11 protein-coding genes are annotated in these 15,638 nt (G+C 44.7%); 6 read left to right on the top strand and 5 right to left on the bottom strand.

Annotated elements, in window-relative coordinates; all coding sequences use genetic code 11:
- Nucleotides 1-51: 51 nt before the first annotated feature.
- Nucleotides 52-1,380, top strand: coding sequence for a MutS-related protein (locus ACDQ55_RS00685; protein ID WP_420979074.1), 1,329 nt, complete (start codon nt 52-54; stop codon nt 1,378-1,380).
- 68 nt (nt 1,381-1,448) lie between these two features.
- Nucleotides 1,449-2,987, top strand: coding sequence for a YifB family Mg chelatase-like AAA ATPase (locus ACDQ55_RS00690; RefSeq protein ID WP_420979075.1), 1,539 nt, complete (start codon nt 1,449-1,451; stop codon nt 2,985-2,987).
- A gap of 94 nt (nt 2,988-3,081) precedes the next feature.
- On the opposite strand, the gene ACDQ55_RS00695 is transcribed toward ACDQ55_RS00690, so the two are convergent.
- Nucleotides 3,082-5,208 (bottom strand): elongation factor G, encoded by a 2,127-nt coding sequence (locus ACDQ55_RS00695; protein ID WP_420979076.1) that lies wholly within the window; start codon nt 5,206-5,208, stop codon nt 3,082-3,084.
- A gap of 149 nt (nt 5,209-5,357) precedes the next feature.
- On the opposite strand from ACDQ55_RS00695, the gene ACDQ55_RS00700 reads away from it, so the two are divergent.
- From ACDQ55_RS00700 to ACDQ55_RS00710, 3 genes are all read left to right on the top strand, one after another.
- Nucleotides 5,358-7,136, top strand: coding sequence for an ABC transporter ATP-binding protein (locus ACDQ55_RS00700; RefSeq protein WP_420979077.1), 1,779 nt, complete (start codon nt 5,358-5,360; stop codon nt 7,134-7,136).
- A 29-nt stretch (nt 7,137-7,165) separates the two neighbouring features.
- Entirely contained in the window at nt 7,166-7,600 is a 435-nt protein-coding gene (locus ACDQ55_RS00705) for a DUF983 domain-containing protein (RefSeq protein ID WP_420979078.1), read from the top strand.
- A gap of 470 nt (nt 7,601-8,070) precedes the next feature.
- The gene (locus ACDQ55_RS00710; protein WP_420979079.1) at nt 8,071-8,481 is read left to right on the top strand and encodes a hypothetical protein; all 411 of its coding nucleotides are present in this window, start codon (nt 8,071-8,073) and stop codon (nt 8,479-8,481) included.
- Between the two features lie 14 nt (nt 8,482-8,495).
- Here ACDQ55_RS00710 and ACDQ55_RS00715 read toward each other — a convergent pair whose 3' ends face one another.
- The 4 genes from ACDQ55_RS00715 to ACDQ55_RS00730 form a co-directional block, all read right to left on the bottom strand.
- Nucleotides 8,496-10,952, bottom strand: a complete 2,457-nt coding sequence (locus tag ACDQ55_RS00715; RefSeq protein ID WP_420979080.1) for a TonB-dependent receptor — start codon at nt 10,950-10,952, stop codon at nt 8,496-8,498.
- A 96-nt stretch (nt 10,953-11,048) separates the two neighbouring features.
- Nucleotides 11,049-11,381, bottom strand: a complete 333-nt coding sequence (locus tag ACDQ55_RS00720) for a hypothetical protein (RefSeq protein ID WP_420979081.1) — start codon at nt 11,379-11,381, stop codon at nt 11,049-11,051.
- A 65-nt stretch (nt 11,382-11,446) separates the two neighbouring features.
- Entirely contained in the window at nt 11,447-13,027 is a 1,581-nt protein-coding gene (locus ACDQ55_RS00725) for a DUF1501 domain-containing protein (RefSeq protein ID WP_420979082.1), read from the bottom strand.
- Nucleotides 13,028-13,045: 18 nt separating this feature from the next.
- A complete protein-coding gene (locus ACDQ55_RS00730; protein ID WP_420979083.1) occupies nt 13,046-14,680 on the bottom strand; it encodes a DUF1800 domain-containing protein in 1,635 nt (544 codons plus the stop codon).
- A 618-nt stretch (nt 14,681-15,298) separates the two neighbouring features.
- On the opposite strand from ACDQ55_RS00730, the gene ACDQ55_RS00735 reads away from it, so the two are divergent.
- Nucleotides 15,299-15,577, top strand: a complete 279-nt coding sequence (locus ACDQ55_RS00735; protein WP_420979084.1) for a helix-turn-helix domain-containing protein — start codon at nt 15,299-15,301, stop codon at nt 15,575-15,577.
- The last annotated feature ends 61 nt before the right edge of the window (nt 15,578-15,638 follow it).

The raw sequence follows: 15,638 nt of genomic DNA on the forward strand, positions 1-15,638 counted from the left end.
AATTTTCCCTTCCTTGCATCTATCAACTTATACTCACTAAAACGACGCTGCATGCAACTGGACAAAACATCCTACTACGATCTGTCTATTTTTAACCGCGACGAAGAATTTTCCCTGTTTCACCGGCTCGACTTTACTACCACCGCAGGAGGCCGGGAATACCTACGCCAGTTATTCAGCAATCCATTAGGAGATATCAATGCTATCGGCAAGCGGCAAAAAGCCCTTCAATATATCCTGGAACAAGAAAACAACTGGCCTTCCATTATTTCCAATGGCACTATCGTAGTGGTGGAAAACTATATGGAAGCCCATATAGAACCCATTTCCCACACAGAAGGAGCAGGCTTATACATACAATCTGTGATCAACAAAACGTTGTATGCTCCGGATTTCGGCTTCATTAAATTTTCTTTTACGCAACTGGTTGTATTATTAAAAGGTTTCCGTTCATTCATCAACGTATTTAACACCAACGATACCCCCAGCGAATTAAAAACCTTACTGGACAGAGCACAGCAACTGTTAACCAAAAAAGATTTTTATGATATCCTGAAAACGGAAGAAGAAGGGAAACTGAACTTCATCGCTATTCTCCGGTATGATAATTTCATTAGAAAAAGGCACCGGAAAGTGATCCTTGAATTAGTGGCCCTTTACCAACAGTTAGATGCCTATTATGCCATGGCTAAAGCCATCCGGCATTTCGGGCTATCGTTTCCCCGCTTTGCTGATAGCAGCCGGCCATTGATTAAAGCAACACAACTGTATCATATTATTTTGCCACAACCAGTAGCTTATGACGTAACGCTGGATGAAAACGCACATTTTATGTTCCTCACCGGCGCCAATATGGCCGGCAAAACCACTTTTATCAAAGCGGTTGGGGTAGCGGTGTTCCTGGCACATATAGGCATGGGCGTACCCGCTCAGCACATGGAGTTGGGTTTCTTCCATGGTATTTTCAGTAACATACAGGTACAGGATAATATTTTTAAGGGCGAAAGCTATTTCTATAGTGAAGTACAACGCATCAAAAATACCATCCTTCAGATCAATAATGGTAAAAACTGGCTGGTGCTGATCGATGAAATGTTTAAAGGCACCAACGTAGAAGATGCCCGCAATTGTTCCCTGGCAGTGATCCGCGGCTTTTTACAAAGCAGTAACTGTCTTTTTATTCTGTCTACTCATCTCTACGAAGTAGCGGAAGAACTACAGTCGGAAAAACGTATCCAGTTTAAATATTTTGAATCGACTGTTATTAATGATGACCTCCATTTTACCTATTTACTGAAAGATGGCATTGCCAAAGAAAAAATCGGTTACCTGATATTGAAACGCGAAAAAGTACTGGATCTGCTAAAAGCGATCAAATAAGAAAAATGGCTGTATCATTGAATGATACAGCCATTTTTCTTTATATTCGTGATGTTAACCCAATAACCATGATTGTTAAAACCTATGGCAGCGCCATCCACGGCGTTCATGCCATCACCATTACTATAGAAGTAAACGTTTCTTCCCAGGGCACCAGATTTTACATTACAGGATTACCGGATAATGCCGTTAAGGAAAGTGAAAGACGTATTGAATCCACTATTCAGTATATGGGTTACCGTATGCCCAGAACCCGGACAGTGGTAAATATGGCCCCGGCAGACATACGGAAAGCAGGCGCCGCTTATGATCTGCCTATTGCCATAGGCATGTTGGCTGCTTCCGGGCAGATCCCTACCGGAGAGCCAGGCCGCTGCCTGATGATGGGAGAACTTTCACTGGATGGCACCCTGCTCCCCATCAAAGGCGCCCTAGCTATTGCCATGCAAGCTGTAAAAGATGGTTTCCGGGACTTCCTCCTTCCAGTGCAAAATGCACAGGAAGCAGCTATGGTAAGTGGTTTGAATGTATTTAGCCTGGCGCATCTTTCCGAAGCAGTACAATATTTCAATACACCGCAAAGCATACCACCCGTAAAACCTGCTTCTAATATTTTCCATTCAACTACCCATGCTTTTGCCGATGATTTCTCCGATGTAAAGGGCCAGCAACAAATTAAGCGTGCGTTGGAAATTGCCGCTGCCGGCGGACACAACGCTATCCTGATAGGGCCGCCTGGCGCCGGAAAAACCATGCTGGCCAAGCGGCTACCTACTATTCTGCCTCCACTTACCCTACAGGAAGCCCTGGAAACCACAAAAATTCATTCTGTAGCCGGTAAATTACCGGCACATACTTCGCTGATCGTTCACCGCCCCTTTCGCAGTCCCCATCATACCATCAGCGACACCGCACTGGTAGGCGGAGGCAGTATTCCTCAACCAGGAGAAATTTCGCTGGCACACAATGGCGTATTATTCCTGGACGAACTACCGGAATTTAAACGCAAAGTGCTGGAAGTATTGCGGCAGCCTATGGAAGAACGACAGGTAACTATTTCCCGGGCCAGAATAGCCATCGACTTTCCTGCCAGCTTCATGTTGCTGGCCTCTATGAACCCTTGTCCCTGCGGCTATTTCAACCATCCCGAAAAAGAATGCTCCTGTGCTCCCGGGCAGGTGCAAGACTACCTGAATAAAGTTTCGGGCCCCTTGCTAGACCGTATAGATTTGCATGTAGAAGTAACCCCGGTGAAATTTTCTGAACTAACAGCCAACCGGGTTGCTGAAAAAAGTACGTATATCCGCGACCGTGTAACAGCCGCCAGGGCTATACAAGCCAACCGCTTCGCCGCCTATGAAGGTATTTACAGCAATGCGCAAATACATAGTAGGTTGCTCACCAGCATCTGCGAGATCAGCGATAATTGCCTGCAGCAGCTGGCATTGGCCATGCAAAAAATGAAACTTTCTGCCCGGGCCTACGACAGAATACTGCGGGTGAGCAGAACTATTGCCGATCTGGAAGGATGCCAGCAGGTGGCACCCTCGCATATGGCAGAAGCTATCCAATTCAGGAGCCTCGACCGGGAAGGATGGGGAAACTAAGCACCTGCTTATACAGTATGGTTAAGTTAAGGGAAAAGCTTACGCGGTAATGCTGAGGGAGCAGATAAAGGAGCACTTTCTGTTGAGCATGGTTTTAAACGGTTAATTCTTCTTTATAGTTTTCGCTTAATTTTTTCTGAAGGTCTGCCGGCACAGGGACATACGCTGCAAACTGTGTGGTGAGCTTTGCCTTGCCTTGTGTAATATTGCGCAAGCCGGCAAACAGTTTATCTATCTCCGCCTGTGGCGTACGGGCTTTGATGACCTGGTTACTATTTAGTGTATCCATTCCAGTTATAATACTCCGATGACTTTGCAGTTCACTCATAATATCTCCCATCATTACATCGGGGGCCACCAATTCCAGGTCGAACACGGGCTCCAACAGCTGGGGCGCCGCCTGATGGAAGGCCTCCCGGAAAGCCATCATACCCGCAATTTTGAATGAAATATCGTTACTGTCTACCGGGTGCATTTTTCCATCGTATATGCTTACCCGTATATCCCGAACATATGACCCTGTTAAGGGCCCTTCCTCCATTTTTTCCATCACTCCTTTGAGGATAGAAGGAAGAAAGCGGTTATCTATGGCACCACCTACGATACAGTTGTTGAACACCAGTTTACCTCCCCAGCTCAGATCAATTTCTTCTGTTTCCCTTACCGGATGGGCTTTGTAAGGAGGCATACCTTCGTACCAGGGCTCTATTTCCATGAACACTTCTGCAAACTGGCCGGCGCCGCCAGATTGTTTCTTATGCCGCCAGGTAGCCAGCGCGGGCTTCTGAATCGTTTCCCGGTAAGGAATACGGGCGGGCAGGAAAGCTACCTGCATCTTATAAATATTCTCCAGCCTCCATTTCGTCACCTGCAGGTGCAGTTCTCCTTGTCCATGCAGAATCACCTGTTTAAGCTCACGGTTAAATTCTACGGAAAGTGTAGGATCTTCCATGTGAATCTCTGCCAATACCTCACTCAGTTTTTCATCGTCCCCTTTGTTCTTCGCTTCAATTGCCACCCTTACTTTAGGTGCCGGAAATACTATAGGGGTAATCTCTCCCGGGAAGTTTTTATCTCCCAGCGTGTGATTAGTAAGCGTATTTTTCAGTTTAAGGGTACAGCCAATATCTCCTGCCTGCAAGCGCTCTACCGCATTACGGTTTTTGCCATCAGCAATAAAGAGCTGGCTGATGCGTTCTGCGCTGTTGGTGTTTTCATTGATCAGCTCCATACCCGCCTTTATCTCCCCCGACACTACTTTAAAAAAAGAAAGCCGGCCAATATGTGGTTCTTGCAGGGTTTTGAACACGAATATACCAGTAGGGCCAGCCGGGTCGCAGGGAACAGATTTTTTGCCGGTAGTGAGTTCTGCCGGCATTTCCCGTGCAGAAGGGGCTACATTATCGATAAAGCCCATCAAACGGCCACTACCCATATCTTTTTTGGCAGACAAGCAAAAAACGGGGAAAACCTGGTGCTGCAGCATACCTATCTTGATCCCTTTTCTAAGCTCATCTTCATCCAGGCTTCCTTTCTCGAAATATAGCTCCATGAGCGCATCATCATTTTCCGCAGCTTTTTCCACCAATTCATTATGTAATTGGGCGGCCCGCGCCTTTTCTTCGTCAGGAATCGGCAATTTTTCGGGTTTTCCGCCTGTTTCGGAGAAACGGTACAGCGTCATTTTAAGCAGGTCGATGATGGCATTAAATCCCGGACCTGTACTAACAGGGTATTGCACAATGGTAACCCCGTGCCCGAACACCCTGGCAGCATCTTCCACCGTTTTATTGAAATTAGCCAGCTCAGCGTCCAGCTGGTTTACGGCCAACAAGGTAGGCTTACGGTATTTATCCACATAATCCCAGATAAGTTCTGTACCCGCTTCCACCCCATATTGGGCATTAAGCAGCATCACAGCGGTATCGGATACGCGGATGGCTGCAATCACTTCACCAATAAAGTCTTCCAAACCGGGAGTATCAATAATATTTATCTTATAATCTTTCCATTCCGTGTGCAGCAAAGTAGCATATACAGAGTTGCCACGTTCGTGTTCTATATCGTGATAATCGGAAATGGTGCTGTTTTCTTCAATCGTTCCACGTTTATTGATGATACCAGCTTCAAATAACATTGTTTCAGAGAGGGTTGTTTTGCCGCTTTTGGGAGCGCCTAACAGTACGATGTTCTTAACATGCTTTTCATCATACGCTTTCATATGTGGAGATTTATTTAGATAATCCAGCATCACCTATCCCTTAAAAAAGAACTTACTATTAAGTTAACATTTTTTGACTAAAATAGCCAACATCATCTCAAGAATATGTGGCAACATGCAGTAACTTTGCAGCTCAGGAAATTGGATATATGAAACTATTATTGCATTATTTGAAGAGATATAAATGGTTGGTGGTATTAGCAATGGCTTTAGCCAGTATAAACCAGCTTTTCTCGCTGATGGACCCGATGATTTTTGGTTGGATCATAGACAGGTTTGCTTCCCACCCTGCCACTACTGCCAAGGAAGGCAATATTTTCAGGCCGGAAAATCAATATTTATGGGGAGTACTGCTGCTGGTAGGCGCTGCTATAGGAGTAGCCATGGTATCACGTATAGCGAAGGCGTTTCAGGACTACGCTGTAAACGTAATTGTACAAAAATTCGGTGCACAGGTATATACTGACGGACTTAAACATTCCCTGAGACTGCCGTATCAGCAGTTTGAAGATCAGCGAAGCGGAGAAACGCTGGCTATTTTACAAAAAGTAAGGATTGATTGCGAAAAATTCATTACTTCTTTTGTAAATGTGCTCTTTGTATCGCTGATAGGCGTATTGTTTGTGATGGTATATGCCATCACCGTTCACTGGACCTTACCTTTTGTGTACCTTACCGGCTGTACTTTGCTAACAGTGCTGATGAGCATATTAAGCCGCAGGATTAAAGTAATACAGAAAACGATTGTGAAAGAAACCACTGCGCTGGCAGGCGCCACTACAGAGTCTTTGCGCAATATTGAACTGGTAAAAAGCCTGGGGCTTACCCATCAGGAAATACGCCGCCTGAACTCCACAACATTGAAGATCCTGATGCTGGAACTAAAAAAAGTGCGCAGCATACGTAGTATCAGCTTTGTGCAGGGTACTTTCGTAAACCTGATGCGCCAGAGCATTTTGTTTCTGTTGTTATTTTACATTTACCGCGATGTAGTGAGCATTGGACAGCTGATGACGTTGCAGCTTTATTCCTTCTTTATTTTTGGACCTTTACAGGAGTTGGGCAATATCATTCTGAACTATCGGGAAGCACAGGTATCACTGCTGAACTTCCAAAGTATTTTGAACACGCCAGTAGAAGAAATGCCCGCCGATCCGGTGAAAGTAACGCATATTAACGAACTGCTGTTTGAAGAAGTAGGATTTAAACACCTGACTGCCGCCACCAAGGCGCTGGATCACGTAAGCTTCTCTGCCAGTTTGGGAGAAACCATTGCATTTGTAGGTCCATCTGGCTCCGGTAAAACCACGCTGGTAAAGCTCTTAGTAGGATTATACAAACCAAACGAAGGTAATATTTACTATAATGGTATAGATGCCAACGAAGTAGATATGGAAGAGCTACGCCACCAGGTGGGATTTGTAACTCAGGATACCCAACTTTTTGCTGGTACTATCAGAGAAAACCTGTTGTTTGTAAATCCAGGCGCTTCCGATGCAGAAATAATGGACGCATTGGATAAAGCTTCTTGCTATTCACTGCTGGCAAGGGCCGACAAAGGTCTGGAAACTGTAATCGGGGAAGGTGGCATTAAAATTTCCGGCGGAGAAAAACAACGCTTGTCTATCGCACGCGCATTATTGCGTAAACCACGTTTGCTGGTATTTGATGAAGCTACATCTGCCCTGGATTCTATTACAGAAGAAGAAATCACCACTACTGTAAGGGAGGTTACTTCCAGTAAACGACATATTACAGTAATGATTGCGCACCGCCTGAGCACTATTATGCATGCAGACCGCATCTATGTATTAGAAAAAGGCCGCATTGTAGAGGTAGGCAAACACCAGGATCTGGTAGATGAAAAAGGACTGTACTATGCTATGTGGAGACAACAGATCGGAGAGCGCAAAATAGAAGCAGTGTGATAATCCACTTAATTGACTAATTTTGTAATATGAGTACACAGCAACCCAAACGCCCGAATTACTTTATCAGCTTGCTGACGATGAAGTGTCCAAGATGTAGGAAAGGAGACATGTTTAAGGACGCCAATCCGTTCCATTTAAAGTTCTCTAAGATCTTCGACATGTACGAAAACTGTCCGGTATGCGGCCAAAAATATGAGCTGGAAACTGGCTTCTGGTTTGGTACAGGATACGTAAGTTATGCGTTATCGGTTGCGTTCAGCGTATTCAACCTGATCTGGTATTGGCTGTTTTTCGGATTAACCTGGAGAGACAATAGTATCCTGGTGTGGCTGGGTGTGAACGGAGTGCTGTTAGTGCTACTGCAACCCTGGCTAATGCGGATATCGCGGGTCATCTACTTATACTTCTTTGTGTATTACGATGAAAGCACCGCTCACCTGGAAAAACCGGTTCATTATTGAGTTGGTTTATCTTTAAAAATATGATCAAAAAATATGGGGCTGTAAAAACAGCCCCTTTCTTTTTCAACCAAAATCTGAACCAATGGTGGTCAGAAAAATCTTTCAATACAAAAAACCAATTGTTGAAAAATTGAGGGAACTGTGTATAATCCCGGCAGGATCTTTTATAATGTTGTAGACAATAGTTTGCTAAAACTACAAAATCTATCCCTATTTTAATTAATTATTTACATCGGTGGTAAATTCATGGTAACTAGCTTCATTCCCCGATAGCTGTCGCCTGTATAGGTTTTAAGCATATCGGAACAAATAAATTCAGTAGGTGATTTTTTAATTATATTATTTTATTTTTTAATTCATAAAAAATAAAAATACTGAATCCGGGGGCCGTTGAATTCCTTTAAAATTCAATAGCTTTATCATTAAAATAGCTATTATTTGTGTATAGATATTTCTTATTACTCCCGGTTTTGTTATTAGCATGTGAACAAGTGCCGCAACAAAAAGGCGCACAACCGCATCATGAAGGTGCTGTGCCTGTGCCATTTAAACTGGTTAGCGGGCAGAAAGATGGAGACAGTGCGGCATTTGAGCGGGGAGATATAAAAACTACATTTACCTATGAAGCCGGCATGCAAACCATTCAGCTGATCCGGCAGGGAAAACGGCTGATCAATTATATACGTGCCATTGATTCCTCTGTCAGTAAAACATTTCCGGTACCACAGCTTATTGTTGATAACGGAGATACAGTGGTAGGATTTAGTACTGGGAATTTCTTTTTCCGGATCAAGAACAACCAGGCCATTTACAGCAAAGCAGCTACGGGCAATGATAACGATACAATAAAAAAAGCCCCTGCTGCCGCAGGAGCTTTTTAACGTTTAAAGTAACTTTATTTGAAATCGATCGGAATCGACAGCTTCACACTATAGTTCCGTCCTACATTAAACACGCCTGCACGGCCAGTTGCTTCGTTAACCGGCGCATATTTCAGTCTGCTCAGGTTATTCTGGTAAGCTACGTCTCCAATGTTATTCACTGCAAAGTGCAGAGAGAACAGGGTTTTATTTTGTTTATTCACGAAATCAGATCCAAATCCGGCATTAAACAGGGTATAGCCAGCGGTAGGCGTTTCTGTTTCATAGGCCGAAAACACATCGTTCTGCGCAAAGTTGAGGTCCATCTGTACACCGATGTAAGCATTCTTCAACGGGCCTTTGCCTATTTTCTTGAAAGTGCCTTTTAATTCAGACAGCCAACGACTAGCCGGTATATTGGGCAAATTCTTCGTAGAGTCGGTACCGTTAACAGCCCTTCCTCTTACATAAGAAAAAGTGTTTTCGAAGTGCAACCAATCGATCGGATGCGGATGGATATCCAACATTACTTCACCACCATACAGGTTAGCATTAGTTTGCTGGTATTTAAACGCTGCATAACCTTCTTCATTGTCTGTAGCAGGGATAGAGTCGGTGCCTTCCACATTGAACAGTTTGCGGGAGAAGATAAAGTTACTGATATGATTGTAAAACACACTGGTAGTTAAGGAAATGTGCTGTGTGTTGAACTCTATTCCGGCATCTGCCTGGGTGCTTACTTCCGGTTTCAGGTTCTGGTTACCGTATTCATATTTGATAGTGCCTTCATGCACACCATTGGCAGACAATTCCGCAATATTGGGAGCGCGGAAACCGCGGGCGGCGTTTAACTTCAGGACTACGCGATCGCTGGCTTCATAGCTGATACCCGCACTTCCGGACACATTGGCGAAATTACGGTTAAAGGCTTCAAACTTCACATCGCCAATCTTGGCAGGTTGGCCATTTTCATCCAGGAGCAATGTTTTTGAAGTAAGCGTGCGGGTATCGAACCGCAGACCACCGCTCAGGGTGAGTTTATTCCAGGTTTTGCTGGTAACAGCAAAGGCGCCGAAGTCGAACAGGTTATACGCCGGAATGAGAAACTCATTTCCTTTATTCTGGTTTTTCTGTGCCATCCCATTCACGCCAACCGTAGTTTGCCAACCGCCCATTTCCGGCAGGTAATATTTCACTCCATAATTGAAGGTTTGTAGGTACAGGTAAAGGCCGGGCGTAGTAGGCTCCAGCACATCACCAAATTCACGGCGTTGGTTAAGCTGATATCCCAGGGTGAGGCCAATACGGCTACCATTATGAAGATACAGGCTGTTATCCCATACTATTTTCTGGTGATTGATCTGCTGTTTAGGAATCGTCATGCTGTAGGAGCGGTGATCACTGTTGGTTACCGGCACCTCAGCTTCTTCCCCATTATCATTCACCAGTTTTACAAATCCGCCGGTGCTATCGCGGTCACCTTCCACCAAACCCAAATGCTGGTTAAAGGAGGTAAAGCTCAACCGGGAGAACCCCCATTGTTTATTGATGCCGATAGCTGCGCCATAGTTGGTGTTATTAAAGCGGGAATCGAACACATAACCATCGTATTTATTTTTGTAATCGTGTGCCTGTTTTTGCGTAACATATGCACTCCAGCTAATACCATCATTATTACCGGCAATATCTGCATGGTAGGCCATCAAACCACTATTGGTCTGATAGTTTGCGTCCAGGTTACCTTTTATTTTACCTAAAGGCAGGGGAGCCGGCGGCACAATATTCACTACACCAGCCAATGCGTCGGAGCCATAGATCAGGGAAGAAGGGCCTTTCAGTACCTCTATCCTGCTTACGTTATAATCGTCTATTTCAATACCATGTTCATCTCCCCATTGCTGCCCTTCCTGACGGATACCATCTCCCACTACCACTACGCGGTTATAACCCAGGCCACGGATAAATGGCTTGGAAATAGCCGGACCGGTAGACAGTTGGCTAACACCAGGCACTTTAGCAATAGCATCAATAATATTGGTAGAAATGTTATCATCAAGGTAATCGCGGCGGATTACGCTGATAGGCGTCGGTGTTTTTTTCACCGAAGTAGCCAGGTTGACGCCCGTAATCACCACTTCGTTCTTTTCGATCAATGTTTCAGACAATTCAAAATCCTTGTTTGTATTGCCGGATATTACCACCGTTTCAGTATAGGCGGCATAACCGATATAATGTACTTCCACAAGAAATTTTCCTTTAGGAAGATTTTTGATTGTATAATTTCCCTGTGCATCGGCAGCAGCTCCTACGTGGAGGTCTGGCAAATAAACAGTAGCGCCGGGCAGGGGGGTATGGGAAGTTTTATCTACTACCTTACCCGTCAGCGAATTAGTATATACCCCATCGTTAGGGTTAGTGCCGGCATAGGCAGCAGGCAAGGCCAGGAGCAAGACACTCCAAAGTACTGGTATAAATACACGCAAATAATGCATATCAGAGAAATATAAATATAGAATCAGTAAATATTGGGGATTACCCAATAATGAATAACCAATGTGTACGGATTGTTCACATTGCCATGAAAGAAATCAGGTGATAATATATGGTGGCGCCCTGGGTGTGAGGTTATAATAATCCGTGTGCGGGGTTTCAGGTATCGGGAGCGGGGAAAAGATCCAGATCACCTGTTGTACCGGCGCTATATAATAAGTAACAAATGGTTCATAGGGCTCTATTCCGATCTGGAGAAAACCGCAGTGACGGTGATGCACTGAAAAAGCTGGGCCATCCTGATGATGGGGTGTATCCACCGTATCGTGATGGCCGGCAAAATCGTGTATAAATTCCCGTGGGAAGGTATCCATCATGAACACCCCCAGGAGAATAATTGCTAATATTTTATGCAGATACCGTTTATACACGGGGCAAAGGTAATAAAATTCACCTATTTGCAACAGCGTTGCATCATTTTAATGAAATTATAAGATCAATTTACTTTGAGCATAGGCCTTACCTGCTGTACCGGGCCATTTTGGAAACGGGCATAATAGATGCCGCTAGGCAGTTGATGGGCATCAAAAGTAAAAGAATAAGTACCCGGAGTATGCACTTTATTCACTGGCACTTTCACTAACCGGCCGGTGGTATCAAAAATCTGTATCAGCGTGTTGCCGCTACCCGTAACATAGGTAATATTGGTATACCCAGTAAAGGGATTGGGCGCGTTGGTAATCAATTTTTTATCATCGGTATTCAGATCCGGCAAACCGGTAACGGTGCCACAGGCCACTCCACTAATGAGCGGCAGGCGTTGATAATCTTTCTGCAAAATATTTTGCAGGGTGTTTTGCTCTATGCAGAACCACTGTTCCAGGATAGACGCATATACGGAGCGGAAATCGTATTGCATAGGAATATTATCTACCACACTGCTGGCATCTGGCAGCGCCGGGGAATTGCCTAGCACACCCTGATTTACATAGTCGCCAAAAATGATCATGGGGGCAGCAGCACCATGGTCGGTACCCATGCTGAAATTAGATTTAATACGGCGGCCAAACTCGGAGAAGGTCATACCCACTACCCGGCGGGAAGCCTGTAAGCCCTTGAGATCGTCCATAAACGCCTTAATGGCATCAGACACGCCTCCTAACAGGCTGGCATGCCCACCTTTACTCGTGTCTCCTCCCTCTGCTTGATTGGCATGTGTATCAAAACCGCCGGTACTCACCATATACAAGCGGGTTTTGAGACCGCCGGCCACTAATCTGGCCACAATTTTCAGCTGTTCTGCCAGGCTATTGTTAGCCGGATAAGGCCCCTGGGAAGTTACTTTAGCAGCGGCCTTTTTAATGGCTTGTTCGTAGCTGTTGGTTTGCTTGGCGATGAGGCGGATATATTCCAGCTCTTTCCCCCATTTGGTATTGGGAACAGGATCTGTTACCCCATCTATCAGGTTATAAAAATCCGTGGCACTGGTAATGGCAATCCCCATGCTGGCATTGGTTCCCTGAAAAGCCGGCGACACAATAGAGCCTATTTGTATGGCCAGCGGATCGGGATGATCCGTATTGGGATAACCATCAGGGAAACCTTGATATTGGGTTTCCAGGTAACGTCCGCCCCAACCGGTTGTCAGTACTTCATCCGAATTGGCGCCGGTGAGCCAGATGTCGGTAGCCCGGAAGTGGGAGAAATTGGGAGAAGGATATCCCACGCTCTGCACAATGCTTACTTTTCCTTCGTTATAAAGCTGTTGCACGCCTGTCATAGCCGGGTGCAAGCCTGATTTCAGGTAGTTATCCAACCGCAGCACCTTACTTTCCTGAATAGCAATATTGGTACGTGCCGCCTGGTACTTACTGTATACATCAAGCGGAATCACCATGTTGAGGCCATCGTTACCGCCGGTCAACTGTATCATCACCAGCACGTGATCATTATCTTCCGCCTTTCTCATAGCGTTGAGCATAGGAGAAGTGGCAAAGGCTTTAACGGAGAAGCCGTTGATGAGCGTTGGCAGGATAGCCGCCGGCGCAGTATATTTAAGGAAATCTCTTCTTTTCATAAATAGGTTTTTCAGCGATCAGGATAATTGGTATTCCGACAAGTCCATGATGTATTTATACAGGGCCTGCAGGCGGGTTTCCACGTTGTCTTTCAGGGCCGGATCTGTGGGAGCTGCTTTCCAGGCCGTCCAGGCCTGGGTCCAATAGTAATTGCTATTGGGACTTTGGCCACTGAGGAGGATAGTATTTTTAAGGAAATCCTTCACATTATCGGAAACGCCTACACGATATAATACATCTAAAGAATCGGCTACCAAGGCTACCGGATCTTCCGGATTCGGCAACTGGCTGGCAAAAGCGAGACTATCTATTTTAAGCCCATTAAAGCCCGCGCTGCTGATCAGTCCATCGCTCAGCTTATTACGTTTAGGCAGCGTGTCTGTATTAATCCACAATTCATGGAAAGAAGGTTCCTGGTAATAAGCATCCCAACCTGCCACCAGGGGAGGGTCGCCGAAGTTTTGCAGCATAGCGGCCGCCTGGTCTTGGATTACCGCCCATGCTTTATACTGGTTATTATAATCTGTAGGGAAAGTGATACCATATTCACGGCAAATGCCCACGCAGAAATCAGCCGGACTTTTAATGAGGCAGGCCATATTCAGGGGGTCAAAAAAATGCTCACTGATAAAGAGGGCGTTAAGCGTTGTTTTGATATCGTAACCACTGCTGCGGAAAATATCTGCGAGCGGGGTGATCACGTTGTCTTCCGTAAACTGGTCTATATCATAGTATACAAAGAAGCGGTACAATTTACGGCAGATGAACTTGGCCACTTCGGGCTGGGCGAAGATGATATTCAGCAGGTCATCCAGTTCCCCGGCTCCGTCCTGGCCGGTTTTGCCGGAGATCACCTTATTGTTATAAAAGCCGGAAAATTGTTTGTTGGTGATATCATGCTGAGTGGTATCGAAGAGGCTGACAATATTGGTACGGTCTACCCGGAAACCGGTAAGTACACGGGCAGTTGCTCTTACGTCATCTTCTGTATAATGCGAGTCGGGTCCTTTTCCTACCGTAAAAAGCTCATGCAATTCCCTGGCGTAGTTTTCGTCGGCAGCGCCTTTAGAGTTCAGGTATCCATTAAGATACACCAACATGGCAGGATCGAGGGTAATGGCTTTGGTAAGTGCTTTAAAGTTGCCCAACGCATGTTTACGCAGGGTAAGGTTATATTGGTAGATAAACCGGCTATCGTTTACCATACCGGTTTCTGTTACAAAGTGATTATGCCAGAAGAGCACCATTTTTTCGTGTATGCTCATCTGTTGGTTAATCATTTGACCGGTCCACCAGGCTTTATAGGAAGCCATCCTTTTTCTTTCCAGCATTTCATCTCCTAAAGGCGCTTTTACCCAGGTAGCGCCGGGCGTAACGCCGGTACTATCCACTCCATAGTTATTAACAGGAGGGGCTGGATCGGGCTGGGGAGTGAGCAAGGCATCTACTGCCTGTTGCAGGGTCATACCACTGAACGCGTTGATGTTAGCCGGAGTAACGCCGAAGAGGGTACGTTTCAACAGGTGGATAAGCTGTAGCGAGTCCCAGGCGCCCGAATAGGGAAAAATACCGGTATCGGTACGGGCAACGCTGGCAGTAAGTTTCGCCTGGCTGCGGTCAGACGATAAAGTCAGGAATTGTCTACGATCCATAAATCGATATGGTTGATGGCTTAGGAGGCCGATTATAATGCCAAATTAATAAAAACTTTAATTTAAATGGATTAAATGATAATTATTTTATCAAATTAATAATATTTATTCAATAATGACACCAGATGTATCATTATGCAAATCAATAAGTTATAAAGTAATTTATTTGGCTTGGCTTCATAAAATACTTATTTTTGAAAATGTTTGATAGCAGATATCAGACAAGCCAAAAGGGAGCTGCCGGTTTCCTGGTAAGAAAGACAGCCCCTTTGGTTTTTTGTTTACACAAAAAAGAGTTTATGAAAATTTTGGTATCGGGCATTTGCCACTTACAGTTTTTCGTTAGGTATTCCGCGTTACCTTCCCGAGCAATTAAAAAGCGCCCTACTTTTTTCAATAGCCGTTAGCCGTTGATATTCCTGCTTTACCTCCCTCTCAATTTTTTACCAGTAACTGGTAATGGGAGTCCTTTGTTTGAAAATGAGATCTTTTTTATCAAAAAAGATACGGCTGTATTAATTCAATCAAATTAAGATCAATGACTTATATATTAGCTACAAATATAGGTAATAATTATTACAGCCGTGCGATTTTGTGAAATTTTAACCTTATAAAACAATGACTTACTATAATAAACGCTTTATCAAATTGATAAGGAAAACCCTTCACCTCACCCAACAAGAAATGAGCAACCTCATAGGCATCCAACGTAGTTGCTTTGCAGGTTACGAATCTGGCAGATCGCCCGGTAGTCTTTTTTTTCACCTCAGAATGATTGAACTATTTGGCATTGACCTTCGGCAGCCACCCCACTTCCATAAAATTGTATTTACCGATACCGGTAAAATACCCGTGGCAGCTTACCAATATCTGAGTCAGGTAGAAGTATACGAGTAATCAAATAAAAAAGAGGCTGTACCTACATACAGCCTCTTTTGTGTATAATTGAGTTGACCAG

It is taken from the genome of Chitinophaga sp. 30R24 (genome assembly GCF_049056765.1).
Lineage (GTDB): Bacteria > Bacteroidota > Bacteroidia > Chitinophagales > Chitinophagaceae > Chitinophaga.